Below are 26,930 nucleotides of genomic sequence, written 5' to 3'. Positions count from 1 at the left end.
GGCGGCTAGATGAACCAAGAGCTTGTTCCAGCGGCAATCGCCGGCCCGCCACGACCCGAACGGGCCGCGACGGGCCGACTTCCCCCTAAAATTTGAAATCCACGGACAAGCCATACTGACGGAAGGAGTCCGGACTGAACTGCTGAACATAGGACGTGCCGCGACCGAAGGCCGCATCGCCGAGGAGCACAGAGGTGCCGACGAAATAGCGGTAGAGTGGCACATGTTTGTTCGCGAGGTTCCTCACGAACACCGTGACTCCCCAGCGACCACCTTCCGAGCGCGCGCCGGCGCTGAGATTGATGAGCCAGAAGCCGTGCACTGCCGTGTTGGGATCGGCTGCCGTTACGAAATTATACTCGCTGCGATAGGAGGCGTCGGCCTGCCCGAACAGGTTCAAGCGATCCGACACCGGAAATTCATAGCGAGAATTTAGGTTGAACGACCATTTCGGCGAAAAGGCGAGCGGTGCGCCATCCACGTTGGTCACGCCACCGTTGAAGAAGGCTCCCCCTGGCGGGTTGGTCGCGCTGACAGGCAGACCCGGCTTGAAATTGGGATTGAAGCAGATGCCCGGGCCAGGCGTGGTTGAAAAGGCTGTAATCTGCATCGGTTCGCCGGGGTAGCAGCCAACCAGAAGATTCTTATATTTGCTGTCGACATAACTGACCGCGCCGTTGAAGGTCAGCCCCTTAGCCGGCGCCAGCGTCAAGTCGATGTCAAAGCCCTGCGTGGTCAGCTTACCCGCATTTGTCTGCTTGATGGTCTGGTTACCGCTTTTCGGGTCAAGCGCCGGCGCCTGGGTTTGGAAATCGCTATAGTTCGAATGGAAGATCGCCGCGTTCAGGCGCAGGACACGGTCGAAAAGGACGGATTTCAGACCAAGCTCAAAGGTCTTGGATATCTCGGGTTTGATTTCGGCGGCTGTCTGTGTGTCAAACGCCGGTCCCTTATAGCCACGACCGTAACTGCCGTAGATCAATATGTCGTGCGACGCTTGGAAATTCAGACTGCCGCGGTACGAAAAGTCGTTGGCACTGGCCTTGTTGCGAACCTGAAATCCACCTGGGTAAAAGCCGGCGATGGCGTCGGGATAGTTGGTGACGCTGTAGGCGTAACCCATCCGGTCGCGCGTATAGCGCCCGCCCGCCGAAATACTGAACTTTTCCGAGAACCTGTATTGTCCCTCGAAAAAGGCCGCGTAGCTTTTCGAATCGTTAGAAATGTCTGTCTGGGTGTGGGACGGCGCGCCTCCGGGAAAGCCGCCCAGCAAAGCGACTGAGCAAGGCGTACTGGCGCCCGGCACGTTGAACGCACCGAGCAAACAGCCCGCTTGGGTCAAAGTCAGAACTGGCGGCGGTCCCGAAGTCGGCCCTGTCCCGGGCACCTGCATGCCGATATATGAGTGCGCCTCAGCCGCGCTCCTATATTCGAACGACTGGAAGAAAAGACCACCCTGGAAAGTCAGCGCTCGTTGCGCCGGCGAGCTGATCCGCAATTCTTCCGAAAATTGTTCCTGCGTCGAAATCGTACCCTTGCTGTTGGCATTATCGAGAACCGAGATCGGCAGGCCATCTGCGTCACCATAGGTCGTGATTTCAGCCCGGCGATAGCCGAGCACATTAGTCAACGTATAACCGCTCCCAAAGTCCAGTTCTGTCTTTACGGAAACTCCGCCAATATTCGATGTAATACCCATGCGATTGTTGGGTGCAGTGTAAAGATTTCCTTCTCCGGGTGTGATGCCTAGCGCCGTAAGTTGCGCCCGCACAAGACTGCCCACCGGCGCAATGAGGTAGGAAAACACCGCTTCCCCGGTGCCACGGCCGTGCGTGTAGTCGCCCGCAATGGTCACGCGGAAGCCGTCTGTCGGCTCGACCAGTAGTTTAGCGCGGATACCCGCCTGATCTTTGCCCAGATCCTGCTTTGGATTGAACGCGTTCTTCATCAAGGCGTCGTCGTGCGAGAAATAACCCGACACGCGGAGAGCCGCCTCGTTTGACAGCGGAATATTGGCGGCCAGATTGATCTTCTCACGGAAGCCGTTCCCCAGAACGTCCATCTGGCGCAGGTCGATGCGGCCGATGACCTCGCTTTCGCCAAGCCTTGGCGTTCCGGTCACGATATTGATGAGGCCCGCAGTCGCATTCTTGCCGAACAGCATGCCTTGCGGACCACGCAGGGTCTCCACCCGATCCAGATCGAACAATTCGAGAGGATAGAAAGCGGAGCGTGCCATGGGTATGTCATCAACGACCAGACCGACGCTCGATTCGACCTGCGGCCCGGTGATCGCCGTCCCGACGCCACGGATCGCGAAGTTGCTGGCGGCGTATCCCGGGCCGGTCGATGCGACAACCAGACTCGGCGTAGCGGCCTGCAGCGAAATGATATCGGTGACTTGCCGCTGCTGTAAATTTTCACCCGACTGCACGGCCACGGACACAGGCACGCGCTGGATGCTCTCCTCGCGCTTACGGGCTGTGACGATGATATCCTGAATACCAGAGCTGATCGAAGGCTGCTCCTCCCCGGCGACGGCTGCGGAAGCCGCCCGGCCGTGGAGTCCGGTCGACGCGAGAATCGCAGCGATAAAGACTTTCCGACCAAAAGGCTGTACATATCTTGTCATACATTCATCCCCGCCTTGTTCGCCCGATTTCGCGAAAACGACTCGCACCGGGTCTGAAAAACTGATCACAATAATCTCGCATTTTTCACATCACGCAAGCCATTCGGTGGGTTTCTATTGAATAGAATTGTAATACAATGCATATCAGTCAACGGAGCGAAGCCGACAACGGCTCAAAACCGCGGAGAGGATATGGACCTGGTTGGAATCACAAAGGTCGCGCTCGCCATTCCTATAGCCCTGGCCTTGACATGAGCGCTGCCGGCCAAGCCAGTCGCGCCTTCAGAGGCCTATGTGGCCAGGCTGCCATAATTGCGCGGAAACATGCGCGCAGGGCATATTTGCATGGTTCCGACTGAGCCCATCTTCAAACAAACACGACAACCGGAGAGGAGCAGAGCGGCATGAACGCCAAGATCGAAAAGGACGACGAGCTAAGCTGGGCACCCGCCTGGCAGATCGCCGAACTGGTGCAATCCCGGCAGATATCCCCTGTGGAGGTCATCGACCGGACATTGACGAAAATCGAGGCGCTCAATCCCACGTTAAAGGCCTTCGTTCATATCGATGCCGATCATGCGCGCGCCGCGGCGAAGGCCGCGGAAGCAGCCGTCCTGTCAGGCAACCCACTGGGGCCGCTGCATGGCGTGCCGATGGCGGTGAAGAGCCATCTCGATGTCGCAGGGTGGCCCCGGCCGATACGACCGATCGGTATCGGCGGGACGGCACGCCACGACGAAATCTGTGTCGAACGCCTGAGACGGGCGGGCGCGATCATCGTCGGCCTCAATTCCATGCCTACTTTCACGTTGGAAGGCGCACCCGAATTCGACAAGCTGTCGCGCAACCCGTGGGATCTCAGTCGCATCGCTGGCGCGTCGAGTTCGGGCGCGGGCGCTTCGGTCGCCGCAGGGATGATTCCAGCTGCAATCGGCACCGATGGTGGCGGCTCGACCCGGCTTCCATCGGCATTTTGCGGCCTCGTGGGCATGCATCCCACCGAACGATCCGTGCCCAAACGCGTCGATCCTGAGCATTTCGAACTGCATATTGGCTGGACGGCAGGTCCGATAACGCGTGACTCGCGCGACGCGGCGACGATCCTGTCGGTGATCGCTGGTCCGGACGGACGCGATCCGCTGGGTCCCGGCGTGCCCCTCGACAGTCCGCTCGACGGCCTGGATCGTGGAGTCTCGGATATGCGCTTTGCCTGGACTGACGATCTGAGAACGGCGGTGCAAAATTAGACCACGGTGGCGGCGGCGAAGTGCTGCTGCGGGCGGCGTAAAAGTCGTCCACTTTGCCTTCTTTGCGCGAGCAGGGAGGGCGTGGAGATATATACCGTGGATCTTTACCTGAAGGTGCGTCTTGCTTGCGCGGGCGGCATGAGCCAGCGTGAGGCGGCGAAGCATTTCAACGTATCGCGCGACACGGTCCGCAAGATGCTGTCGTATTCGGAGCCCCCCGGTTACCGCCGGACGGCGGCGGTGCGGCGGCCCAAGCTGGAAGCGTTCGTTCCGATCATCGATGCATGGCTTGATGGTGACCGTCAGGTTCCGCGCAAGCAGCGTCATACGGCGAAGCGGGTATTTGACCGCCTTCGCGAAGAGCACGGTTTCACCGGCGGCTACACGATCATCAAGGATTACATCCGACAGCGCGAGCAGCGCAGCCGGGAGATGTTCGTGCCGCTGGCGCATGCGCCCGGCCATGCCCAGGCAGATTTTGGTGAGGCCATGGTCGAGATCGGCGGTGTTGTGCAGAAGGCGCATTTCTTCGTGCTCGATCTACCGCACAGCGACGCCTGCTACGTGCGCGCCTATCCCGCTGCCGTTGCCGAGGCATGGATGGACGGCCACGTGCACGCCTTCGCGTTTTTCGGCGCGGTGCCGCTGTCGATCGTCTACGATAACGACCGCTGCCTGGTCTCGAAGATCCTGCCCGACGGCACGAGGCAGCGCGCCCGGCTGTTCAGCGGCTTCCTGTCGCATTACCTGATCCGCGATCGTTACGGCCGTCCCGGCAGGGGGAACGACAAAGGCAGTGTTGAAGGGCTGGTCGGTTATGCTCGCCGCAACTTCATGGTGCCGATCCCCCGGTTCGCGACGTGGGAGGCGTTCAACCTGTGGCTCGAGGAGCAATGCCGCAAGCGTCAGAACGACCGGCTGCGGGGCGAGAGCGAGACGATCGGCGAGAGGCTGAAGCGCGATCTGGCGGCGATGCAGGAACTGCCGGCTGCCCCGTTCGAGGCTTGTGACCAGACCAGCGGCCAGGTCTCGTCGCAGGCGCTGGTGCGTTACCGGACCAATGATTACTCGGTGCCGGTGCGCTTCGGCCATCAGGAGGTATGGATCCGGGGCTATGTCGGCGAGGTGGTGATCGGCTGCCGGGGCGAGGTCATTGCCCGTCATGTGCGCAGCTACGAGCGCGAGGACGTGATCTTCGATCCCATCCATTACCTTCCCCTGATCGAACAGAAGATCAATGCGCTCGATCAGGCAGCGCCCCTGCAAGGCTGGCACCTGCCCGAAGCGTTTGCAACGCTGCGCCGCCTCATGGAAGCTCGTATGGGCAAGCATGGTCGGCGCGAGTATGTGCAGGTGCTGCGTCTGCTGGAGAGCTTCACGCTTGCCGATCTGCATGCGGCCGTAAAGCAGGCTCTCGATATCGGGGCGATCGGCTTTGATGCCGTGAAGCATCTCCTGCTGTGCCGGGTGGAGCGCCGACCACCCCGATTGGACATGGCGATCTATCCCTATCTGCCCAGAGCCAGGGTGGAGACGACATCGGCGCGCTCCTACATGCAGTTGCTCTCGGGCGATGCGAAGGATGCGGCATGAGCAGTCCGTCCCCCGAGCTGTTACTGGCCAGCCACCTCAAGACGCTCAAGCTACCAACCTTCCTGCGCGAGCATGAAAAGCTGGCCCGGCGATGCGCGGCCGAGGGCGCAGATCACGTCCGCTACCTTGCCCGGCTTGTCGAACTGGAGCTGATCGACCGCGAACGCCGGATGGTCGAGCGCCGGATCAAGGCTGCGAAGTTCCCGGCCGCCAAGAGCCTCGACAGCTTCGACTTTGCCGCGATCCCCAAGCTCAACAAGATGCAGGTGCTGGAACTGGCACGCTGCGACTGGATCAACCGCCGCGAGAACGTCATAGCCCTTGGTCCCTCGGGAACCGGCAAGACCCATGTGGCGATCGGCCTCGGCCTTGCCGCCTGCCAGAAGGGCCTGACGGTCGGCTTCACCACCGCGTCCGCGCTGGTCAGCGCGATGATGGAGGCACGCGACGAACGCCGCCTTCTGCGCCTCCACAAGCAAATGGCCGGATACAAGCTCCTCATCATCGATGAACTGGGGTTCGTGCCGCTCTCGAAAACCGGCGCGGAACTGCTGTTCGAGCTGATCTCGCAGCGTTACGAGCGCGGCTCGACGCTGATCACCAGCAACTTGCCGTTCGACGAGTGGACCGAAACGTTCGGCTCCGAGCGCCTGACAGGCGCGCTCCTCGACCGGCTTACCCACCACGTCTCCATACTCGAGATGAACGGAGAGAGCTATCGTCTGGCCCAAAGCCAGGCGCGCAAGGCACGCTCCAACCCCTGACAGAAAAGACCATCCGTGTGTTGGCGACCCCCACTCGGGCTACGCCCTCGCGGCGCTCGCCAGCACACGGATCACCCGGCCTGATTTTGCGCCGCCCAATGGCCGACTTTTACTCCGCCGTTGACACCAATCTCGTCCTTGATGAGCATCCACTTGTCCGCATAGCCCAGCCCTGCCCCGGCCGAGACGAGGAAGCTAGCAGCATCGAGAACATCGAGCGGCCCCTTGATAACCTTCCCGATAGGATCGCCCGCCTTTACGTCCTCCCAATAGCGCGGCTCGGCGCCACGCCGCAGCTTGCCAGCGATCTCATCGTCATAATGAGCGTAGATCTCTGCCAGCTCGGTTTCGCTGTAACGGTGCCGTTCACGAGCCGGCGCTTCCTGTGGTGCAGGAGCACCGATCCCTTTTCTAGGGGTGGTAGCGAAGACGTTGAGCTTTACCCGACCGACATGCTTGCCATCCTGATCGCGGAAGCGCCGTTCGCCATGGAGCAGGAATGTGCGGTGGGGACGATCAGCCTTGCTATGCTCGGTGATTCCGAGCCACACATCTTCAGCGTCCAGTTCGTCGCCATGCACGAGCGGGCGTTCCATCTCGTAGATTGCGCCTGCTTGCATCAGATACCATTCTGGAACGTCTGGTGGCTGGGGAAGCGATGTGGCAGAGGAGACCGAAACGACCTGCATCGGCGGTGCGATGATGCGACCCCATGGCGACGTCTCGGCATAGGCAGGGTCGCGCCAAAGCGGATTGGTGTCGCCGTTGGAAATCGCAAACTGCCGTATCATGTCGTCGGTGACATGGCGGCTCGATATCGCATAGTCACGATGCGACTTGCGCAGCAGCGGGACCGCCTTCGTTTCACCAATACGCCCGTTCCAATGCGCCACATAATCGTCGATCACCTTGTCCGTATCGATCCCGCAGGTCTCCGCCGTCATTTCCACCGTCTCCAATGCGTTCGCCGTCGGCCTTCCCGGCCGGCCCTGTTTACTTCACCGCCGTCGTGTCCAGTCACACACGGCTCAGCGTTTTTTTTGCGCTACCTATTTTGGTTGCGGACGCCGCACCTTTTCCTGTGGACCCAAGGCCCAGCCCGGATATTCGAAGGGCAGTTCGCTCACCGCGTCGAGCTTTGCCAGATCCTCGGCCGAAAGCTGAACGTCGATCGCAGCGAGATTGTCCTCAAGCTGGTCGATCCGCTTCGCCCCGATGATGATCGAAGTGACAAAGGGTTTGGCCAGGACATAGGCTAGCGCAACGCGCGCCACGCTCACGTCATGGGATTGGGCAACCTCCCGCATCGCATCGATACAGTCCCAGGCGCGATCCTTATGCACCAGGGGGAAGTCCATCGCCGACCGACGCGCGCCCTCCGGTCCGTGCTTGTCTCGCTCGAACTTGCCCGAAAGGAGGCCGCCAGCGAGAGGGCTATACACCATCAGGCCCATTTTTTGGTCGACGAGAGCCGGTACGATTTCCCGCTCGATGTCGCGACTGGCGATGGAATAATAAGCCTGAAGGGTCTGGAATCGGACGAAATTCTTGCGCTCAGCAATGCCTTGCGCCTTCATGAGTTGCCACGCCTGATAATTGGAGGCGCCCACATAGCGCACCAGTCCCCGTGAGACGAGATCGTCGAGCGCGCGCAGCGTTTCCTCGATCGGTGTCATCGAGTCCTGCGCATGCATTTGGTAGAGATCGATATGATCAAGGCCGAGCCGTTCAAGGCTTCGCTCCACACAGTCCATGATATGACCGCGCGACGACCCCATATCGTTCGGACCCTGGCCAATCCGGGCAAAGCATTTGGTCGCTATGAGTACGTCCGAGCGCTTGATACCAATATCCTTGAGGGCCTGACCAACCATCTTCTCCGACAGGCCACCCGAATAGTTGTTCGCCGTGTCGATGATGTTGACCCCGGCTTCCAGCGCACGCGAAACGATCGCAGTCGCTTCACTCTGATCCGAATTACCAAGCGAGTTCCATGTGGACTGACCGCCAAACGTCATCGTGCCAAGACAAAGCTCCGATACGAACAGTCCCGTGGACCCGAGCGGATTGTAACGCATGAATTCACCTCAATAGTCAGGCTACTTTCAAGCGACCGGTTGCCTTTGCGCATCCGACCGCCTCATTCCGCTCAAAGGCTGTTTGCTGTCACTTTTGGCGGGAACCGCGTGAAGGCGCTGAGCGCGTTGTGGGTATTGGGATTTTCCATCGCCGCCGGCAGCTTTGGCGGATCGCCGAAGAATTTGAGCTTGCCCGCCTCAACGATCGTCGAGCGAAAGGCCGGATAGGCTGGATCGCTGCCATCCCACTGACGCAATTGCAGGCTCGCGTCATAATCAGTCAATACGACAGATTGGGCTTCACCGAGAGGAAGCGGCTCGCCGATCACTTCCATTCGCCCATCTTTCAGGCTCAGAGCGTAACCAATTGTTTCACGTCCAGGTTTACGCAAATGCTGAGGAGGATTAGTAAATTCGTAGGTGCGGATAAACTCAAAGCCAAGGAGATCCTTGCTTTCAAAAGCGGTCCGATAATATTCGCGCATCGCGTCCAGCCATTGCGGACTACACAGTTCGTAGCGCTCACCGCCATCCTCATTGCTATGTGCCAAATCAGCCTCCTCTATCCTTCTTTGTTACCGATATGATGATCACCGCATTCCAGCGATAATCGCTTCATCAACGAGGCTCTGCCCATTTCGTGACGCGTACTGCTGATGATCTCCATAAACCAATCCTTTCACCAGCCCAAGGCGCGACCAATGCGACCCCGAAAGTCCCATTCAGGCCAGCATCATCGACTGCCGATCATGAGGCATTCCGAGCGACCGATAGACAGACACTTGTTGCCCTACTCACTTGTGGAAACGACACCTCGCGCCAACCCCTCAACCGACTTTATCGGAAGTTTCAATTCTGCCAGACAAGAGTAGCCTCATCGACAAACCAATGAGCACGGAAATTCCGGTCGCCCCTTTGCCCATCGAAATAATGGCTGATGCTGATCTCTCCATAGGTCGGCCGTTCAACGCCTTCGGGGCGCTCATTCCCGACCCGGAAAATTTCACGCCCGCAGCTCGCCTCCAAGAGCAGATCGTCGAGACAAGCCTTGGCCTCTTCGCTCCAGTAGATCAGGCAGGCGGAGTGGAAAATGCAGAGTGGACCACGACTCTCGGTTAGCAGGCCAGGTAGCAGCTCCAGCGCATCGCCCCGGAAGAAATCAATCGGGATGTTCTGAACGATGTCCATGGCTGCCGTGACTTCGGCCTGCCACTCACGCAGCTCTGGATAGCATTGTGCCTGGATCCACCGCCGCTCGTCGGCCGACTTGAGATCAACCGGCTGCAGGTCAAGGCCGATACGCCGTCCGACCTGCGGAATGTGCGGTTCAGGGCCGCCTTGCAGGTTGAGCGTGACCGTCATCGACGCGTCTGACGCACCCAGGTGACCACGATCCTTGAAATCATAGGCATAGTGATCGAAGGATAACAGCACCCCGGCGCTACAACCGATTTCAATGAGGTCGATCGGCTCGCCCACCAGCTTTGCGACGCGGGAAATGCCAGCCAATATCGGCCCGCAGCGATCAATGGCAGTCATTTGGACGGTTCGGTTGCGCATGAGGTGCAACAGCTCGGCACGGTGCTTTTTGCAGAAGCGCGCAAAATCTGGAAAGGCCTCCTCTGGCGGGGCAGGATCGGCGGTGAGACTCGCGTAGAATCGAGCGAGCGGATCACCTGATTCACGCATCAGCACATAATGGACACAGGTGAAGAACTGGATGGCGGTCGCCCCTGCAAGGCCTTGCGCAACGATCTGGACAAGTTCCGGATCTTCAGGAATATGCTTGCAAAGCTCGCCGTATAACAGTGCCTTGCGCGCCGTCATCGAAGCGGAGGCATTCACCATCGCTGCGGCGACGTGATCGGCCTTTATGCGCGGCAGGCGTTCAATGGCATTCACCTCTGATCCTCCCAAGCCTGAATATCTTATCAACGCCACCGCGTGCGAGGTCGCAACCGGTGGCGTTGATTTGGCTTATCAGGGCAGGACCAGTGCCCCGTTAGTGCAAAAAAATTTCTCGACGATCTTATCGCCTAAAGGCGAGATGTTTTCATAGAATTTTTGGAGTGAATATTGCTGTCCTTCGACATGGGGAAAGTCGCTGGAGTAACAATAACAATCCTGGAGATGGGGGTAGCGATCGAAATAAATCTCCACCGGTTCGAAATTCCAGGGGGTTACCCGAACATTGCGAGCGATATATTCCGATGGCTTTAGCGAATAGGCATAATTGAACTGGGACCCCGCCGTCCGCGGTGCACGGGATTCGTCCGCCCAGAAATCCAGGAATTCGGCGAGTGGACCCAACCAGGACGAACCGCATTCGATTGCCGCGAAGCGGAGCGTCGGATGCCGTTCGAACACGCCGCCCGATACCAGCGAAGCAACGAAATTCTCTTCCGCCATATGCTTGCGCAGACCACTGATCATCCGGGGCTTTTCCCAGGGCTTCGAATAGAAGCCGACACCGCCGGGCGGATGCGTGACGAGCGAGACATTTGCTTCCGCCATCAGCGCATAGAAGGGGTCGAGCGCCGGGTCGCTAGGCGAAAGGCCAGCAGGCGGCAAACCGCTGGGGATGAACATCGCCTTAGCCCCCAGCTTGATGAGGCGGCCGGTTTCTGCGATCAAATCCTCGACAGTGATACCCGGCTTGGCGCTCTTGAGCAGTGTCGCGATCCACAGACGGTCGGGATATTTCGCGGTCAGGCCTGCGGCCCATTCATTGTAGGCGTCAACAGCCTCCCAGGCGACAACCCTCTCTTCTTCCGACGAAATATTGTGCAGTCCGCCAAGCGCCTGCGAGAGAGCAAACAAACCCATGGTCGGAAACACGAGTTGGCGCTGAATGCCCATCATGTCCATTACCGCAGGGCGCCGATCCATGTCGGCATGTGAAGGGGCCGTAACGCCCTTATTCTCCCACACCGTCTTCTCGGTGATCTCGACCGTATCCGGCACGAAATTGTCGTTGCCTTCGTCGGTTCCCTTGCGCTTTTCGGTGGCAAGGCGGAACAGATCGGCACTGGCCTTCAGAAACCGTTCGCCACGGTCACCGAAAACCTCGCCATATTTGACGTGCGAAATCTGCTCATGAGAATCAAGGTCCGAAACCCGTCCCTTGATCGCCTCTAATGTCAGAGCCATGCTGATGCTTCCTCCTCTCACGCGCCTTCCGGTACACTGTCCGCTTCTGGAGCAGGCGATCGACACGCCCTTATTCCCCACGGATCGTTTCCGGCCTCAGCGCCAGCGAGACACACTCAACGGATGAGTCATGTCCCCTTCTTTTGAAAGAACGAGACCTCCGAAGAAGCCCTCAGCAAGTTCCTTCGAAAAATCGGTCGATGGCGGGATCAGCTGACCAATGCTCGCCCCTTCCCGAAGCCGGACTGTGCGGCGCCGATCCAATATGGCCCCAACTTTCACATCCATTCCGGCACGAGGTGTGCCGCTAGGCGGATTTTCGGGTATCTCGTGGATAATCGTCCTGATGGCTTGAAGCGTGGCGGGCACCCAAATGCGCATTGGCCTTGATGATGTGCTTTTCTACCGCGCTGACGGAAATACCGTAGAGTGCCGCAATATCCTGATAGCGCATCTTATCCAGACGTGAGAGGGCAAAGATATATCGCGTTTTCTCGCTCAGTTCGAACATCGCCGACCGGACCTGAGCCAACGTTTCCTTGCCTACCAAAAGGCGTTCGGGTGTAAGCCCGTCAACCAGCTCCCGAGGCCGTGCAAAGCCTGCGTCCACCTTGTCCAAACTGTCTATTTGCCTCGCCCAGGCAGAACTGGCAGATTTTGCCTTATCCCTGAGCAGGTTAGCAGCAATCGTAAAAACATAGGATCGCAACTTGGTCCCATCATGGCGATCGGGATGGGTAGCAAGCCGAATGAATACTTCTTGCGTCAAATCCTCGGCTTCGGCCTGATCGCCTAACCGACGCCTGAAATAGGTAAGCAGTGGAGATCGAAAACGCCGATCCAGAGCCGCAGCCGCGTCTTTCCTCGCGGCGGTTCTGCAACGCCTCTCAGTCATGACAAAGGAGCCATGCGATCGGTGCAATCATGATCCACATTCGCTTCCTGCCTCCCATAATGCACGCAGCGGCACCACGATTAACTGCCCTGTTCGCAAATGGGCAAATTCCGGCGCCGGTGGATGGTCCGTGGCGGTGATCGCAATCCACTCCTGTTCCTCGGCATTGAAGATCACGCAGCTTGTCGCATGAGCCTTGCCCGTCCGCAGGAGAAGGTCCGCCTTTCCATCCTCACCTCGGTGGACGACTGCACCAAGGTGCATGTCTGCATACCAAATTCCACCATCAGCCGCCAGCCCGAAGCCATCGGGTTCGGGCGAAGGGTCATTGACCAAGGGAAGCACGGTGTCGCTTAGAACCTCCCCGTAAGGAGACAGACTGAGCCGGCGAATCTGCTGGGCAAAGGTCTCCATCACCAGCAGAATCGCCCCACCATCGACAAGCATCATGCCGTTGGCGAACATCAGTTCAGGGCCAGTCTCGCGGACATCTCCGTCCGGCGTCACCAAAAGTAGGCGCGCCGCGCGAGGGGCCTCGCCCAGGATGGGATTGAAACCCATGCGTCCCACCAGCATCGAACCACCGGGGAGGCGGACGAACTCGTTTGTGGGCGAGGCGGAGTGCGACGATAAATCCTGTTCGAGCGACACAGTATCACCGGCAATTCGATAAATTCGCCGTTCAAGGGCTCCGCCGACAAGGATGTCATCGCCGGTGATCTGCAAGCCCAGACAGAGTTGCGCCGGGAGGGCTGCAACGATACGCGTCACGCCTGCAAGGCTCGTCGCACGGACCAGCGGACCATCGACATAGATTATTTCCGTCCCCTTGAAGCGCGGACATTCGGGGAAAAATAGCCCCTCTGCAAGAATGCGTGCGCCGCGTGTCGCCGCGAGTTCTAACAGACGCATATCATCTCCCACATTGTCACCGGAATTCTCATCGCAGGCGCCGAGACCATTGCCCTCAGATCGCAAATTCATTGATGGCATTGTGCACATCAGGCAGATTTAACACCGCTGGCATCACAGTCTCCGGACATGATCTTGGCCCAGACTCCGACAAATTGGAGATTGGGCGCATCATATTTGCGCAGCCAGTGTCCGGCTCACAGTCGCCGATAATCTGTACATCGCATGCGGCCTGGAGCAAGGCGCGTCCAGCCACCTCTACGCGTCCGTCAGCGATCCGGTTTAAATCTCCGATGGAGTTCTGCCCCTCATCCAAAAAATATGCCGGTGGATCGGTAAATTCATAGGAAATGACGAAGGTGGCGTCGGCAAGATCATCGCCGGCCAAGGCCTCCTCATAATAGTCCCGCATATATGCGGCCCATTGGGCACCGACTTGTTCGCAATGTGCCGTCGACCGCCTCCGCATCCAATCCTCCTCGGATTATGCTGGACCGCACATCTGACCAAACCAGCGCCGGCCTAGCACGTCCGCGATACCGAGTACGAATAAGCTTGGTAGATACCTTGCCCCCCGCCTCAGTGGTTATGCGCGAACACACCTGCATTGCTTTTGCCAGGTTTTACAGAAATTGCAATCCATTCTTTATCCTCGATTCTATAATTACGTCCTACGAAAATGCGCAAAATTTTTCGTCTTTGCCGCACGACGAAAATTATAAATTTCGAGGCAATTCTTAATTTATATGTTTGTATTATCATAATTTTCTTGAATTTTAGCGCCGTCGATCACCGCCGCATAGCTTAAAGCCATATTGCAAATCATGATAACGGATTGTAGGACCATATAGACAAGTAGGGCATTGCAGGAGATGAGATGCTGAACCCAACGGAGCGGACCGAGCAACTTGCCGAGCGTCTGCGGGCATTCATGTCCGATCATATTTATCCCAGCGAACGCCAATATCTGCTCGAGGCGGAGCGGTTGGGGCCGTGGACGGTGTATCCCACGGTAGAAAGGCTCAAGGTGCTGGCGCGGGACGCCGGCCTTTGGAATCTGTTCCTCCCCGAACACCATTGGGTCGGAGGCCTCACCAACCTCGAATACGCGCCGCTTTGCGAAATCATGGGACGCAGCTTCCTCGCGCCAGAGGTTTTCAACTGCTCGGCGCCCGACACGGGGAATATGGAAACCATCCTGCGCTATGGCTCCGAGGAACAGAAGGAGCGCTGGCTGAAGCCCTTGATGGCGGGCGATATCAGGTCTGCCTTCGGCATGACCGAGCCGGCGCGCGCGTCGTCCGACGCTACGCAAATCGCCAGCGAGATCGTCGCGGACGGGGACGACTATGTCATCAACGGCCGTAAATGGTACACGACCAATGCCACGCACCCAAAATGCGAGGTCATCATCTTCATGGGCCGCGTCTCACCCGAGGTCGAGGACCCCTATCTCCGCCAGTCGATGATCCTTGTGCCCCGCAACACGCCGGGCGTGCGGGTTGTGCGTGCATTGCCTGTTTTCGGCTTCTACGGCGTACCAGACCGGGCGGCCGAGGTCATGTTCGACAATGTCCGCGTCCCCAAATCCAACATCCTGCTCGGTGAAGGGCGTGGTTTCGAAATTGCGCAAGGCCGACTTGGTCCCGGCCGCATCCACCACTGCATGCGGTTGATCGGCCTTTGCGAACGGGTGCTTGAGCGCATGTGCCGGCGCGCGCAGATCCGTGAACCGTTCGGCGCGGCCCTCGCTCAGCAGAGCGTGACCATGGAACGCATCGCCCAGTCGCGCATCATGATCGAGCAGGCCCGGCTGCTGACGCTGAAGGCAGCACATATGATGGACACGGTGGGGAACAAGGCCGCGCGCCAGGAAATTGCAATGATCAAGGTCGTGGCGCCGACCATGGCGCAGCAGATTATCGACTGGGCAATCCAGATGTTCGGCGGCGGCGGCACCAATAACGATCATCTTCTGACACTCGCAGCGGCAAATGCCCGCCTGTTGCGCCTGGCCGACGGGCCGGACGAGGTCCATCGCAACCAGATCGCAAAGCTCGAGATGAAACGCCACAAGGATATCTCGCCGGACAGCACTGGCGGCTGGGCACATGTGCTCACCCCTCAGGAAGCGGACCGAATGGCGAGCGAAGGCCTATGGCCCAAGCCCGCCGATTTCCCGGCATGAAGGGAAGGGTTCAGGGGAAGAAGGCGCTCATCACCGGCGCCGCGCAGGGCATTGGCGCAGCTACCGCACGCCTGCTGGCGATGGAGGGCGCACAAGTCCTCCTCACCGACATCGACGCAGACGCGGTACGTGCCCAGGCCGATGCCATCAATGCCGAAACTGGCGCAACCTGCGCTTTCGCCGCCCGCCTCGACGTCACCAGCGAGGCGGACTGGCTACCCGCGATGACTGCCGCCAACGAGACGATGGGCGGGCTTTCCATCCTTGTGAACAATGCGGGGATCGTGCTGCCAGGCTCGATCGAGGACTTTGATCTCGACCGCTGGCGCCGCGGTATGACGGTCAATGTCGACAGCGTATTCCTGGGATGCAAATATGCCCTCCCATTGCTGCGGGAAAAGCAGCCCGCGTCGATCGTCAACCTCTCTTCCATTGCCGGGCTGATCGCCTCGGGCAACTTTGCCAATTATAATGCTTCAAAGGCTGCGGTTTGGTTGCTCAGCAAATCCATCGCGCTGGATTGCGCGCGCAAAGGGTGGGACATTCGCTGCAATTCGGTGCATCCAACATTCATCAACACGCCGATCCTGAACGACCTGGTAGGTGAAGGCAGAGACCCGGACAGCGTCAAGGTCAAGCTCCTAAGCCAAATTCCCGTCGGCCGTTTCGGCGAGCCGGAAGAGGTTGCGCAGGCGATCCTCTATCTCGCCTCCGACGAAAGTCGTTTCGTGACCGGATCGGAGCTGAAGATCGACGGCGGCATATCTGCGATGTGAGAAGGGCCAAGGAAGCCATGTTCAGCCTGGAAGGCAAAACAGCCCTCATCACTGGCGCTTCACGCGGCATCGGCCGTTGCATTGCGGAAAGCTTCGCTCACTTGGGGGCCACCGTCATCATCTCCTCGCGCAAGCAAATGGCCTGCGACGAAGTTGCCGACACCATCAACGCACGCGGCAGCGGGCGTGCGCTGGCGCTTGCTGCCAATGTGGGCAAAAAGGATGAAGTCAAGGCGCTGCTGCTCACAGCCAAGGAACGGCTTGGGCCGATCGATATTCTCGTCTGTAACGCGGCCGCCAATCCTTTCTATGGCCCGATGTCGGAAATCAACGACGAACAGTTTGAGAAGATTCTGCGAACCAATGTGCTTTCCAGTCACTGGATGGCGCACCTTGTGGCGCCGGGCATGGCGGCACGCGGGGGTGGCAGCATAATCCTAATTTCGTCCATGGGCGGACTGCGTGGATCGGCGACGATCGGCGCGTATAATATTTCGAAGGCGGCCGACTTCCAGCTCGCTCGCAATCTTGCGGTCGAGTATGGACCTCAGAATATCCGCGTGAATTGCATCGCGCCCGGCCTTATCCGGACCGATTTCTCCCGTGCATTGTGGGAGGATCCGGTAACTCTGAGCGAAGCACTGAAATCGACGCCATTGGGCCGCATCGGCGAGCCGGATGATATTGCCGGCGCGACCAGCTTTCTGGCGTCCGACGCAGCGCGTTACGTCACTGGCCAGACGATCGTTGTGGATGGCGGCCTGACCGTGACGATCCCGGGAATTTGACAGTATATATATTTCGGAAAGGATATGAAGGATGGCGAGAAAGGTTGGCGTGATTGGAGCCGGTCTGATGGGAGGCGAAATTGCCCTCGTCTTCGCACTAGCCGGGCATGAAGTGCTTCTGAACGACCGTGACAAGGAGTCGCTGGACCGCGCCCTTGCACGGCTGCGCGCACTGATGGAAAAAGGCGTTTCGCGCGGCTTCTTCAAGGTAGAAGAGATCGATCCGACCCTGTCACGCATCAAGCCCGCACTCGACCTCGCCGCCTTCGCCGACAGGGAATTCGTCACGGAGGCGGTGTTCGAGCAGGAGCAGATCAAGACCGACCTGCTCGGTCGCCTGGCCGCTGTGGTTAGCCAGGATTGCATCATCGCGTCCAACACCTCGACCATCCCGATTTCCACGTTGGCCGGTGCATTGCCCGCCGAACGCCGCAGCCGTTTCATCGGCACCCATTATTTCTCGCCAGTGTCGCGCATGAAGCTGGTTGAGGTCATTCCCGGCTTCGACACTTCCGAGGAAACGATGGATGCCGCGATGGCGATCATGACCGAGATCGGCAAGACGCCGATAAGGGTGAAGGACGTCGCGGGCTTCGCGGTCAACCGGATGCTGCACGCCTTCATGATCGAGGCGGTGAAGCTGGTCGAGGAAGGCGTCGCCTCCCCCGAAGATCTCGACACCGCTTGCCGTCTTGGCCTTGGTCATCCCATCGGCCCGTTCGCGCTCATGGATGCGGTGACGTCCAGCCTGTGCGTGCAGGCGCAGGAGATTATGCAGGAAGCCTATGGCGAGCGTTTCCGCCCGCCGGCTCTGCTTAAACAGCGCGTTCGCGCCGGCTATGGTGGCGGCAAGGGCAAGCCGGGGTGGTTCGCCGCGTGAGGAAGCGAGGCGGCCAGGATGGTCGCCTGCTCCCATGGGTCACAGTCCAAGAGGTCGAACGAAGGCATGCAGACATTCCACCCTCACTGGCACGCTAAAGCCCATCCGGCGAAGCTGGCCTACAAGTTCATTCCCAGCGGCAAATGCGCCACCTATGCAGAGCTTGAGGCGCGGTCCAATCAGGCATCGCAACTCATGCGCGCCTATGGGCTCCAGCGTGGCGACGTCATCGGCATATTCATGGAGAATCTCCCGGAATATTTCGAACTCACCTGGGCGGCGGATCGGGCGGGTATCTATTTCACCGGAATTTCCACGCGCCTGACGGCGGACGAACTGGCTTATATTGTCAAGGATTCCGGGGCTAAGATGCTGTTCAGCTGCGACGCCTTGGCCGATGTGGCGATCGAAGCACTGCGCGGCTGCCAGGACTGTGTCGGCTTCACCGTTGACACCCCTGTTCCCGGACTGCGCAGCTATGTGGCCGAACGGGATACGCGCCGTGCAGTGCCGGTGGATGACCCGAGCCGCGGCATGCCGATGCTCTATTCTTCCGGGACGACCGGCCGTCCCAAGGGCGTCCAATTCCCCTTGCCCGACCTTGCTATGGGCGATCTCGATCCACTCGGCTTGCTGCTGCAGAATGCCTTCGGCTTCGGTGCGGACAGTATCTACCTTTCGCCAGCACCGCTCTACCATGCCGCTCCGCTGCGGTTTAATCTGGGCGTCCATAGGCTAGGCGGAACCTCCATCATCATGGAGAAATATGACGCTGAACTGGCACTTCAGGTGATCGAGGAAGAGGCAGTGACCCATTCCCAATGGGTGCCGACGCATTTCGTGCGGATGCTGAAGTTGCCCGAGGAAGTGCGGACCCGTTATGACCTCACTTCCCATAAGTTTGCGGTCCATGCCGCCGCGCCCTGCCCGGTCGATGTCAAGCGGGACATGCTCGACTGGTGGGGTCCGATAATCTTTGAATATTATTCAGCGACCGAATTCAATGGCATGACGCTCGTCGCCCCCGCCGACTGGAGAAACCATCCCGGCACGGTCGGGCGCGCTGTGCTTGGCAAGCCGCATATCCTGTCCGACGATGGCACCGAGCTGCCGCCGCGCAGCGAGGGACTGGTCTATTTCGAGGATGGCACGTTGTTTGAATATCATAATGATCCAGTCAAGACCGCCGAGGCCTATAATGACAAGGGATGGAGTACGCTGGGTGACATTGGCTGGCTTGATGAGGATGGCTATCTCTACCTCACCGACCGCAAGAGTTACATGATCATTTCCGGCGGCGTGAACATCTATCCGCAGGAAATTGAGGATCGGATCATAACTCATCCCAAGGTCGTGGATGCCGCCGTTATCGGAGCGCCTGACGAGGATTTCGGCGAACGGGTAATTGCGGTGGTGCAGCCGCTTGACTGGAGCGATGCTGGTCCCGCCCTTGTCGAGGATCTCCAACAGCATCTTGCCGCCACACTTAGCAAAATCAAGATCCCGCGTCAGATCGACTTCATGCAGGAATTGCCGCGCCAGCCCAACGGCAAGCTCTACAAGCGCCTCCTCAAGGATAGTTATATTGAAAAGGCAAGAGCCGTGAACTGAGTGGCGCTTACCGTCAGCTAATTCGTATTATCGGAAATAATCGAATTTATCGTATAAATTTGAAATATTGCATAACGACACTGGCGAGATATTATGGGAATTTGCACATGGAAGATGTCAAAACAAAGTATCGAGCGGGAAGCGTTGAATGGGTTGACGCTTTACGGAAATATTTTGTTTCCGTCGTGGAGAAGCAGAAGCCCGATTTCGACCTTGTATTCTCGATTGAGGTGACCAACCCTCCCGAGGAACTGCTGCGCGGCGACGGACGTGACACGATCGGCTATGTCGTGTCCGTTCAGAACGGCTCGATCCATGTGCTCGACGGTCCGCATCACGTCAGTGACGCTGTGATGACCACGATCGACTACGATATCTGGGAACCCTCGTTGCGACAGAAGTCCACCGAGTATCGACGCTGGCTGGCCGAGGCCAAGCCTGGTCATGTGAAGGAAGGGAAATGGAAGTCGGTCGGTGATATCGCCCGCGTCTTGCCGCTCGCACACATGTGTAACATCATCGACGACTTCTATTCCGAGGTCACGCTTTAGCATCTGGCGGGAACTTCCACGGCGATTGGAGCCGGATACGCATCAGAAAGATCCATCGGATGAGAAAGGCGAAGATGTGAAAGGAGCGGTGGTCCTGAGCGGAGGCGCCATGGTGGGGATGGCGTGGCAAACCGGGGTCGTGGCAGGACTTGCGCAGAGCGGCGTCAACCTGCACGATGCGGACATGATCCTGGGGACCGCCGCCGGCGCGTCGCTCGCCTGGCGGCTGGCGGCTGGACAGTCAGCTGCTGATCTGGCCGCGGCGATCGATCATGAGGCGTATCTGCCGCCCGCATCCAATCCCACGTCGCGCACCACGCCGCCGTCTGGAATACCCGATCTGCTGTGGCGACAATTCAAAGCTGAAATGGCGGGGGAAGACACCATTGCGCTGCGACGGCAGATCGGCGCGCTTGCCATGCCCGGGACCGCCGAAGACGAAGCCTCCTTCCTTGAGAAAACCGATCAGTTCATACCGATCGGTCGGGACCAGCCATGGCCCGCCGCGTTCAGTTGCAGCGCCATCGATGCAGAAACTGGCGAGTTGGTCGTCTGGCAAGCGGCTTCTACGATCGCTCTTTCCCAAGGTGTTGCGTCAAGTTGCAGTGTGCCGATATCCAACCCGCCGGTGACGATCGGCGGGCGGAGATTTATTTCGGGAGCCATGCGATCAGTCAGCAATGTCGATCTGGCGACCGGCTACGACAATGTATTGGTGATCGCCATGCGTTCACCCCCTGGCGACGCCCGCATGGCCGAGCGAATGCAGCAGTCGCTCGATTTCGAAGTGAGCCGATTGCGCAAGGACGGAACCACGGTCGATGTCATCCAGCCGGACGAGGCGAGCATGGCGGCCATCGGTCATGAACTCGCTGACGTTCTAGACCTACGCCGACGTCCGGCAGCATGCAAAGCAGGCATAGATCAGGGTAAGTCGCTCGCTGGCTCGATCAAGCCCGGCTGGGGCCAAAGCGACTTTCTGCGTTAGCGCCACGATTCACTGAGGCGGTCGGAGCGCATGAATCTGACCTTTCGCCCCAATGCTCAGTGTAAGCGTGGCCTGAAGGCCGCAGATCAGGCGGCTTCAGCGATCGGTTGCTGATCTGGCCGCCAGTTCCACGGCATGAGTTCATCCCAGCGGGCAGCAGGCCAGTCGCCAGCGATCTTGGCGATGACATCGGCGATATAGGCCTGCGGTTCGAGGCCATTGAGCTTTGCGGTTTCGATGACGGAGTAGATGGCGGCGGCGCGATCGCCGCCCGCCTTTGAGCCGGCGAACAGCCAGTTTTTACGGCCTAGGGCCACGCAGCGCATGGCGCGCTCCGCAATGTTGTTATCGATCTCCAGACGGCCATCGTCGAGGAAGCGCGTCAGCGCGACCCAGCGCTTGCGGCCATAGGCGATCGCCTTGGCCATCTCGGACTTGGGCGAGAGCCGGCGCAGGGCATCGTCGAGTGCCTGGCGCAACTCGTCGATCAATGGCTGGGTGCGGTCCTGCCGACTTCGTCGCCGGATCTCGGGTTGCTGGCCTCGAACCTCTGCTTCAATCTCATAGAGCTCGCCGATGCGTTGCAGCAGGTCGGTGGTGAGCGCCGTCGGCTTGGTGGCGTGGATGTCGAATATCTTCCGCCGGAAATGCGCCCAGCAAGCAACCTCGGTGACCCGGTTCGTGTCGTAGAGCTTGTCATAACCAGCGTAACCATCAGCCTGGAGATAGCCGGCGAAATTGGCCAGCTGCCGCTGGGGATGCGCGCCGGTCCGATCGGTGGTGAACTCATACCAGACCAGCGAGGGGGTCGTAGCGCCGGAGCCGCGATCGTCGACGGCGTAGGCCCAGAGCCTGCCGGTTGCCGTCTTGCCCCGGCCCGGATCAAGCATGGGAACCGGCGTATCGTCGGTATGGATCTTCGAGGCGGCCAGTCCGGCCTCGCGGATACGACTGATGATCGGGTCGAGCAGCACGGATGCCTGGCCGACCCAGCCTGCCAGCGTCGAGCGGTCGATCTCGATCCCCTGCGCCGCCATGATCTCAGCTTGGCGGTACAGCGGCAGATGATGATCGAACTTGGAGACGACGACGTGGGCCAGCGTGCCAAAGGTCGCCTTGCCCCGGGCAATGGCTTTAACCGGCGCGGGCGCCTGCACGATCTTCTCGCAGGACCGGCAGCTATACTTGGGCCGGATGGTCCGCATGACACGCCACTGCACCGGCACGGCATCGAGCATCTCGTCGCTATCCTGTCCCAGCGGCCGCAGCGCTCCGCCGCAGTCGGGACAGGCGCAGCTGCCCTGCTCAGGCTCGATCCGCTGCTCCTCGCGCGGCAGATGGGCGGGCAGCGCCCGAACCGGCGATGGCCGATCGACGGCTACTGGATCGTCCCGCCGCGCGGCAGCGACGATGGCCTCGCCTTCGAGTTCTTCGAGGGCCAGCTCAAGCTGTGCGATCTGGGTATCGAGCTTCTCGGACGACTTGCCGAACTGCATCTGCTTGAGGCGCGCGATCTGCACGCGCAGCGTGTCGATCAGGATGTCGCGGGCAGAAATATCGGCGCGGGCGGCCGCCAATGCTGCTTCGAGCTCGGCGATCCGAGCGTCTTTATCAGCGGTGGAAAGGCCTGCGTCCGACACCGCGATCCTATAGCGAAACAGCCGCCACAATGCCAGCAAAAGCACCGGAAAATGGGAGTTTTAGCCCGCTAATGACGGGGTGAACGTGCGTTCGGGCCGCCGCCAATCTATGCCTTCCAACAGCATGGAAAGCTGAGCCGCCGTCATCACCACCGATCCAGTCTTCGTCGATGGCCACACGAACCGGCCCCGGTCCATCCGCTTGGAGAAAAGGCACATGCCCTGACCGTCATACCAGAGCAGCTTCACTAGATCGCCGCGCTTGCCGCGAAAGGCAAACAGCGCGCCGGAATGGGGACTTTGCTCCAGAACCTGCTGCGTCATCACGGCAAGGCCGTCGAAACCCTTGCGCATGTCCGTCGCCCCGCAGGCCAGGAATATCCGCGTGGAGGGCGGCAGCGGGATCATCGCGTCAGGATACCGATAACACGCGACAGAGCATCGGCGTCGACCGTGGCGTCCACGCTCACCCTGATGCCCGACGGCAGCTCGATGCCGATCACGCCATCGCTGCGCGCCGCGGCCGCCGGCGCGGGCAAGGCTAGCTGCTCGCTGATCTGCACCTCCGCAAATGCAGGCTCTGCCAGCTTGCGCAACCCGGCAAGCTCACCGGACATCGCCTGCCGCCGCCATGTGTAGATCGAACCGCTGCCAACCTCATGGCGCTCACAGGCCGAGCGCACGCACCCCTCAGGGCCGAATGCATCCCGCAGGACGGCCAGCTTCTGCTCCACCGTCCAACGCCGCCGGCCCGATACCCGGCTAACGACCTCTATCCGACTACTCATACGACCGCTCGTATGAGTAGTCGCTGCACAGCTAGCTGAAACCTCGATCTCGTCCGACACCCGCCACTCCGCTCAAAGAGCGACAATCATCCCGGCGACCGGGAGCGGCGCAAGGCGGCCGTCAGACCCCGCTTACTGCTCAGTATGTACGTGCTTCCTGGGCCGTCAGGACGCACGGACGCAAATTTCGGGGTCGCGCAACTGACCATTTGACGATTTTGGTCATATCGTTTATCGAAGGCACATGAGCAAGAATATCGCATCGGCACCTCGTGCCCTCGTCGTCGGTGGCGGTATCGCCGGACCGACCGTAGCCAACGCGCTCTCGAAAGCCGGATGGGCGCCAACCATTGTCGAAAAAGCGCCCGAACGTCGCAAGGGCGGCTATTTCGTCGGAGTGTTCGCATCCGGCCGTCGGACAGCCGAGCGACTGGGCATCCTCAAATATATGACAAATCGGACGCCTACCCCTTCGATCAACTACGAAGGTGACAGGCTAGGCAACCGGAAGCTGGGCATCAGCTTCTCTTCGGTGCCGGGCGGACCCTGGATGACCGTGCGCGGCGATGTCGAGGAAGCGGCCTTCGCTGCGCTCGATCCTGCCATTCCCGTCCACTTTTCTACCACTCCGACAAAGATCGAGCAGATCGGTAAAAAGGTGAGGGTCGAACTACACAACACGGCAACCAACAGCAGGACCGAGGAAGAATATGATCTGGTGATCGGCGCCGACGGCCTGCGTTCGACGGTACGTCAGATGGTCTTCGGGCCGCATTCGAAATACCTGCGTCGCCTCAACGCGATGCTGGTGGCCTACGAACTTCGCAGCGAGATTCCCGGCATTCCGCAGGGAGAAGGTTATATCATCGGCGAGGTTGGGCACACTTTCGCGGTTTACCCCTTCAAGGATCGGCCGCCCACGGTGTTGTGGTCCTACAAGACCAACGATGTCGATGCTGAGTTCACGCAGCCCCTCCCCGACCGGTTGCGTCAAGTCTATGGTCCTGAGCCGCTCGGTCCCATCATGGAGCGCGCACTTGAGGAGCTTCAGAACGCACCGCAATTCGTGTTCGACTCGGTTGAACAGCCCGTCCTCGACACATGGTACAAAGGACGGGTGGTGCTGGTGGGCGACTCCGCCTGGTGCCCTACACTCTATTCCGGTTTGGGCATTTCAGCTGCCTTTGCCGGCGGAGAACTGCTCGCACATGAATTAAAGCGCAGTCCCGGCAACGTCGAACAGGCGCTGCAGACCTGGGAGGCAAAGTTCCGACCCTATGCCGAGTTTTATCAGGAAATGGGGCGCAAGAACCAGTTCGTCCACGCGCCCGCGTCGGAGAAGGAGCTAAAGAAGCGGAACTTCCTCACAAAACTGCGGGCGTCTCCGCTGACCGGCCGCGTGCTGGGCTTCTTGCTCTCTCGCAGCAAGCAGCTCAAAAGGCGTAACCACGACTTCATTACTGGCGATACCTGAAAAGACGACGTCAGTCGGCGAGACTTGTCATCAGGGGGAAAATCCTCTGTAGCCACTCGTGACGATGAGGGCAGGAGGAGCGTCAGTGGGAATTGTCGATCAACGCAAAGGGCAAGGCGCCAAGGTGGAGAGCGAGAGGTCACAACCCGCAACCGCCGCGCGTATCCTGGCCGCTGCCCAGGAATTGGCACTCAAGCGCGGTTTTCGCGGTGTGACCATTTCGGCGATCGCTGAAAAGGCAATGGTAGGCAAGGGAACGGTCTATCTTTACTGGGACACCAAGGAGGATCTCTTCATCAGCCTCCTTGGGCGCAGTTTTCTCGTGATCGTCGACCAACTCATCGAGGGAATCGCTTCGGACAGTGCCTTGGTTCTGCCGCCTCAGCTCTGCCTGTGGCTATTGAAAACGTCCGCCCAGCATCCGTTGGTGCATGCCTTGCAAATGCGGGACGTCGACATATTGGGCGCGCTCGCCGGCGATGAGCGAACCCATTCCCTCGTGCGCAAACATGGAGCAGCGGCGCTTCTCGAGGTGCTGCTGCCGATTTGGCGGAGCCATGGACTTGTTACAACCGCTGAAGATCCGTCTAGGCAAGCCTATGCCCTCCAATTGCTCACTGTGGGATTCGTTGAGACGACGGTGCGTCACTCAGGGCCTGCGGCAACAGACGAGGAATGGCGCGAAGGAGTGATGGCGGATTCGATCACGATTTTGCTGGGCATGGGAAATATATCCTGCTCCGTAGCGCAGGCTACAGCCAAAGTCGTGCTTGAGGCTTTGCTCGCCTTTCGAGCGTCCCTGTCCGCGCGCATCAAGAATTCTTAGCTGCGGGCGCTCCTTCAGATTTCGGCTAGATACAGCCTACCTCACTGAGTAGTGCGGAGCAAATGCCGCAGCGGTCACGACATTTAGCTGCAGCGTCATTCGCATCATCCCAACTGCACCTCACGGAGGACGCCATTCTGCCCTAGCTTGGCAAGCAGTGCCGCAAGATCGTTTTTAACACCGACTCCAGCTCTTCCCGGCGCTGGCCGACCATAAAGCCAGCCACAAGGCACCAAAAATCGTCGGACAATATCATTTACTATACCAGCCATTTCTTCGATCAAGCATCCCAGGTTGATCAACATTTATGCTTATTATATTGGGAAATTCCACATAACGCTGTTAATTCGATCAAATTAATGTAGGACGAAATATTGAAATTATGCCATAAAATCCGTTGAAATTTTCGCCCTGAAGGTTATCAATGTGAGCCGTCGCACTGTGGTCGACAAGGAGCAGGATGGACTATCGGTATGCCGAAACTCATTGACAATGGATCGCCATCAACGGGTTTTCTCGAAGCGCGGAACCAACTTCTGAACCTGCGATTGGACTATCCGAGTGCAGCCGCTCACTTCCGCTGGCCCGAGGTCACGAAGTTCAACTGGGCGCTGGATTGGTTTGACGGGCGATTGGCCGCCGGAGGCTCCGCGAACGAGGTCGCGCTGAGGATCGTGGGCGACAATGCAGCGACGTGCACTTTCGGCGCGTTGTCGCGTCGATCAAACCAAGTGGCGAACGGCTTGCGCGCACTGGGAATCGGGCGCGGTGACCGAATCCTTCTGATGCTAGGCAATTGCGTCCCGCTATGGGAGACGATGCTGGCCGCGATGAAATTGGGCGCCGTCACCATCCCGGCCACAACCCTCCTGACAAGCGAAGACCTGCGCCAGCGCATTGAGCAGGCGGATGTGACAACCGTTGTGACGGATGCGGAATTCGCAAGCCGTTTTGCCGGATGCTCGACAGGCGTGCGACTGATCGCGGTTGGCGAGGCCCCAGACGACTGGATTCCTTTTGCCTCTCTTGACGGCGCCATCGACTTCGAACCGGATGGCGAAACCAATGCCGACGATCCGGTTAGCGTCCGCGCTCGTGGTGTAATTTCTGGTGTAGATTGAGATGATCGCATGGGGTGGGGCATGCCCC

25 protein-coding genes are annotated in these 26,930 nt (G+C 59.3%); 13 read left to right on the top strand and 12 right to left on the bottom strand.

Going from position 1 to position 26,930, the window contains the following annotated elements; genetic code table 11:
• Nucleotides 1-85: 85 nt before the first annotated feature.
• A complete protein-coding gene (locus tag LDB29_RS02325) occupies nucleotides 86-2,701 on the bottom strand; it encodes a TonB-dependent receptor (protein ID WP_257555993.1) in 2,616 nt (871 codons plus the stop codon).
• Between the two features lie 335 nt (nucleotides 2,702-3,036).
• On the opposite strand from LDB29_RS02325, the gene LDB29_RS02320 reads away from it, so the two are divergent.
• The 3 genes from LDB29_RS02320 to istB all read left to right on the top strand — a co-directional run bounded on the left by LDB29_RS02320 (nucleotide 3,037) and on the right by istB (nucleotide 6,236).
• Entirely contained in the window at nucleotides 3,037-3,879 is an 843-nt protein-coding gene (locus LDB29_RS02320; RefSeq protein ID WP_257555991.1) for an amidase, read from the top strand.
• Between the two features lie 96 nt (nucleotides 3,880-3,975).
• Nucleotides 3,976-5,472 carry an IS21 family transposase gene (gene istA, locus LDB29_RS02315; protein WP_082430708.1) on the top strand — a complete coding sequence of 499 codons (1,497 nt, stop codon included), beginning with the start codon at nucleotides 3,976-3,978 and terminating at the stop codon, nucleotides 5,470-5,472.
• Entirely contained in the window at nucleotides 5,469-6,236 is a 768-nt protein-coding gene (istB, locus tag LDB29_RS02310) for an IS21-like element helper ATPase IstB (protein WP_257555989.1), read from the top strand. The genes istA and istB overlap by 4 nt, the downstream gene beginning before the upstream one ends.
• Before the next feature lie 71 nt (nucleotides 6,237-6,307).
• On the opposite strand, the gene LDB29_RS02305 is transcribed toward istB, so the two are convergent.
• From LDB29_RS02305 to LDB29_RS02270, 8 genes are all read right to left on the bottom strand, one after another.
• Complete coding sequence (locus tag LDB29_RS02305; RefSeq protein ID WP_257555987.1) at nucleotides 6,308-7,180, bottom strand: MaoC family dehydratase; 873 nt, start codon at nucleotides 7,178-7,180, stop codon at nucleotides 6,308-6,310.
• 105 nt (nucleotides 7,181-7,285) lie between these two features.
• A complete protein-coding gene (locus LDB29_RS02300) occupies nucleotides 7,286-8,314 on the bottom strand; it encodes an aldo/keto reductase (RefSeq protein WP_257555985.1) in 1,029 nt (342 codons plus the stop codon).
• A 71-nt stretch (nucleotides 8,315-8,385) separates the two neighbouring features.
• Entirely contained in the window at nucleotides 8,386-8,865 is a 480-nt protein-coding gene (locus LDB29_RS02295; RefSeq protein ID WP_257555983.1) for a hypothetical protein, read from the bottom strand.
• 298 nt (nucleotides 8,866-9,163) lie between these two features.
• Nucleotides 9,164-10,216: a DUF2332 domain-containing protein gene (locus LDB29_RS02290; RefSeq protein WP_257555981.1), complete on the bottom strand. Its 1,053-nt coding sequence runs from the start codon at nucleotides 10,214-10,216 to the stop codon at nucleotides 9,164-9,166.
• 78 nt (nucleotides 10,217-10,294) lie between these two features.
• Entirely contained in the window at nucleotides 10,295-11,464 is a 1,170-nt protein-coding gene (locus LDB29_RS02285) for an amidohydrolase family protein (protein ID WP_257555979.1), read from the bottom strand.
• Between the two features lie 307 nt (nucleotides 11,465-11,771).
• The gene (locus tag LDB29_RS02280) at nucleotides 11,772-12,359 is read right to left on the bottom strand and encodes an RNA polymerase sigma factor (RefSeq protein ID WP_257555978.1); all 588 of its coding nucleotides are present in this window, start codon (nucleotides 12,357-12,359) and stop codon (nucleotides 11,772-11,774) included.
• Between the two features lie 27 nt (nucleotides 12,360-12,386).
• Nucleotides 12,387-13,271, bottom strand: coding sequence for an SMP-30/gluconolactonase/LRE family protein (locus LDB29_RS02275; RefSeq protein ID WP_257555976.1), 885 nt, complete (start codon nucleotides 13,269-13,271; stop codon nucleotides 12,387-12,389).
• Nucleotides 13,272-13,326: 55 nt separating this feature from the next.
• Nucleotides 13,327-13,683, bottom strand: a complete 357-nt coding sequence (locus tag LDB29_RS02270) for a hypothetical protein (RefSeq protein ID WP_257555974.1) — start codon at nucleotides 13,681-13,683, stop codon at nucleotides 13,327-13,329.
• Between the two features lie 465 nt (nucleotides 13,684-14,148).
• Here LDB29_RS02270 and LDB29_RS02265 point away from each other — a divergent pair, with 465 nt between their 5' ends.
• The 7 genes from LDB29_RS02265 (at nucleotide 14,149) to LDB29_RS02235 (ending at nucleotide 21,053) form a co-directional block, all read left to right on the top strand.
• Nucleotides 14,149-15,459, top strand: coding sequence for an acyl-CoA dehydrogenase family protein (locus LDB29_RS02265; RefSeq protein ID WP_257555972.1), 1,311 nt, complete (start codon nucleotides 14,149-14,151; stop codon nucleotides 15,457-15,459).
• Nucleotides 15,429-16,235 carry an SDR family oxidoreductase gene (locus LDB29_RS02260; protein WP_257555970.1) on the top strand — a complete coding sequence of 269 codons (807 nt, stop codon included), beginning with the start codon at nucleotides 15,429-15,431 and terminating at the stop codon, nucleotides 16,233-16,235. The genes LDB29_RS02265 and LDB29_RS02260 overlap by 31 nt, the downstream gene beginning before the upstream one ends.
• A gap of 17 nt (nucleotides 16,236-16,252) precedes the next feature.
• On the top strand, nucleotides 16,253-17,023 hold the full coding sequence (locus LDB29_RS02255) for an SDR family NAD(P)-dependent oxidoreductase (protein WP_257555969.1): 771 nt from the start codon (nucleotides 16,253-16,255) through the stop codon (nucleotides 17,021-17,023).
• Between the two features lie 31 nt (nucleotides 17,024-17,054).
• The gene (locus LDB29_RS02250) at nucleotides 17,055-17,903 is read left to right on the top strand and encodes a 3-hydroxyacyl-CoA dehydrogenase family protein (RefSeq protein ID WP_257555967.1); all 849 of its coding nucleotides are present in this window, start codon (nucleotides 17,055-17,057) and stop codon (nucleotides 17,901-17,903) included.
• Nucleotides 17,904-17,969: 66 nt separating this feature from the next.
• A complete protein-coding gene (locus LDB29_RS02245) occupies nucleotides 17,970-19,514 on the top strand; it encodes an acyl-CoA synthetase (RefSeq protein ID WP_257555965.1) in 1,545 nt (514 codons plus the stop codon).
• 107 nt (nucleotides 19,515-19,621) lie between these two features.
• Nucleotides 19,622-20,065, top strand: coding sequence for a hypothetical protein (locus LDB29_RS02240; protein ID WP_257555963.1), 444 nt, complete (start codon nucleotides 19,622-19,624; stop codon nucleotides 20,063-20,065).
• A gap of 25 nt (nucleotides 20,066-20,090) precedes the next feature.
• Complete coding sequence (locus LDB29_RS02235; RefSeq protein ID WP_257555961.1) at nucleotides 20,091-21,053, top strand: patatin-like phospholipase family protein; 963 nt, start codon at nucleotides 20,091-20,093, stop codon at nucleotides 21,051-21,053.
• 86 nt (nucleotides 21,054-21,139) lie between these two features.
• On the opposite strand, the gene LDB29_RS02230 is transcribed toward LDB29_RS02235, so the two are convergent.
• From LDB29_RS02230 to LDB29_RS02220, 3 genes are read right to left on the bottom strand one after another with little or no spacing between them, the layout of a single operon-like run.
• On the bottom strand, nucleotides 21,140-22,699 hold the full coding sequence (locus LDB29_RS02230) for an IS66 family transposase (protein WP_373886356.1): 1,560 nt from the start codon (nucleotides 22,697-22,699) through the stop codon (nucleotides 21,140-21,142).
• A gap of 54 nt (nucleotides 22,700-22,753) precedes the next feature.
• Nucleotides 22,754-23,101 (bottom strand): IS66 family insertion sequence element accessory protein TnpB, encoded by a 348-nt coding sequence (gene tnpB / locus LDB29_RS02225; RefSeq protein WP_006957496.1) that lies wholly within the window; start codon nucleotides 23,099-23,101, stop codon nucleotides 22,754-22,756.
• A complete protein-coding gene (locus tag LDB29_RS02220; RefSeq protein ID WP_257555956.1) occupies nucleotides 23,098-23,481 on the bottom strand; it encodes a transposase in 384 nt (127 codons plus the stop codon). The genes tnpB and LDB29_RS02220 overlap by 4 nt, the downstream gene beginning before the upstream one ends.
• Before the next feature lie 244 nt (nucleotides 23,482-23,725).
• Between LDB29_RS02220 and LDB29_RS02215 the strand changes: the two genes are divergently transcribed.
• From LDB29_RS02215 to LDB29_RS02205, 3 genes are all read left to right on the top strand, one after another.
• Nucleotides 23,726-24,955, top strand: a complete 1,230-nt coding sequence (locus LDB29_RS02215) for an FAD-dependent monooxygenase (RefSeq protein ID WP_257555954.1) — start codon at nucleotides 23,726-23,728, stop codon at nucleotides 24,953-24,955.
• A gap of 85 nt (nucleotides 24,956-25,040) precedes the next feature.
• Nucleotides 25,041-25,781 carry a TetR/AcrR family transcriptional regulator gene (locus tag LDB29_RS02210; protein ID WP_257555952.1) on the top strand — a complete coding sequence of 247 codons (741 nt, stop codon included), beginning with the start codon at nucleotides 25,041-25,043 and terminating at the stop codon, nucleotides 25,779-25,781.
• A gap of 473 nt (nucleotides 25,782-26,254) precedes the next feature.
• The gene (locus tag LDB29_RS02205) at nucleotides 26,255-26,902 is read left to right on the top strand and encodes an AMP-binding protein (protein WP_257555950.1); all 648 of its coding nucleotides are present in this window, start codon (nucleotides 26,255-26,257) and stop codon (nucleotides 26,900-26,902) included.
• Nucleotides 26,903-26,930: the final 28 nt, after the last annotated feature.

Origin of the sequence: Sphingobium sp. CFD-2 (genome assembly GCF_024611135.1) — a bacterium.
Classification (GTDB): Bacteria; Pseudomonadota; Alphaproteobacteria; order Sphingomonadales; family Sphingomonadaceae; genus Sphingobium; species Sphingobium fuliginis.
Note: the sequence above shows the minus strand (reverse complement) of the source record. Positions and strands in the feature narration are given on the sequence as shown.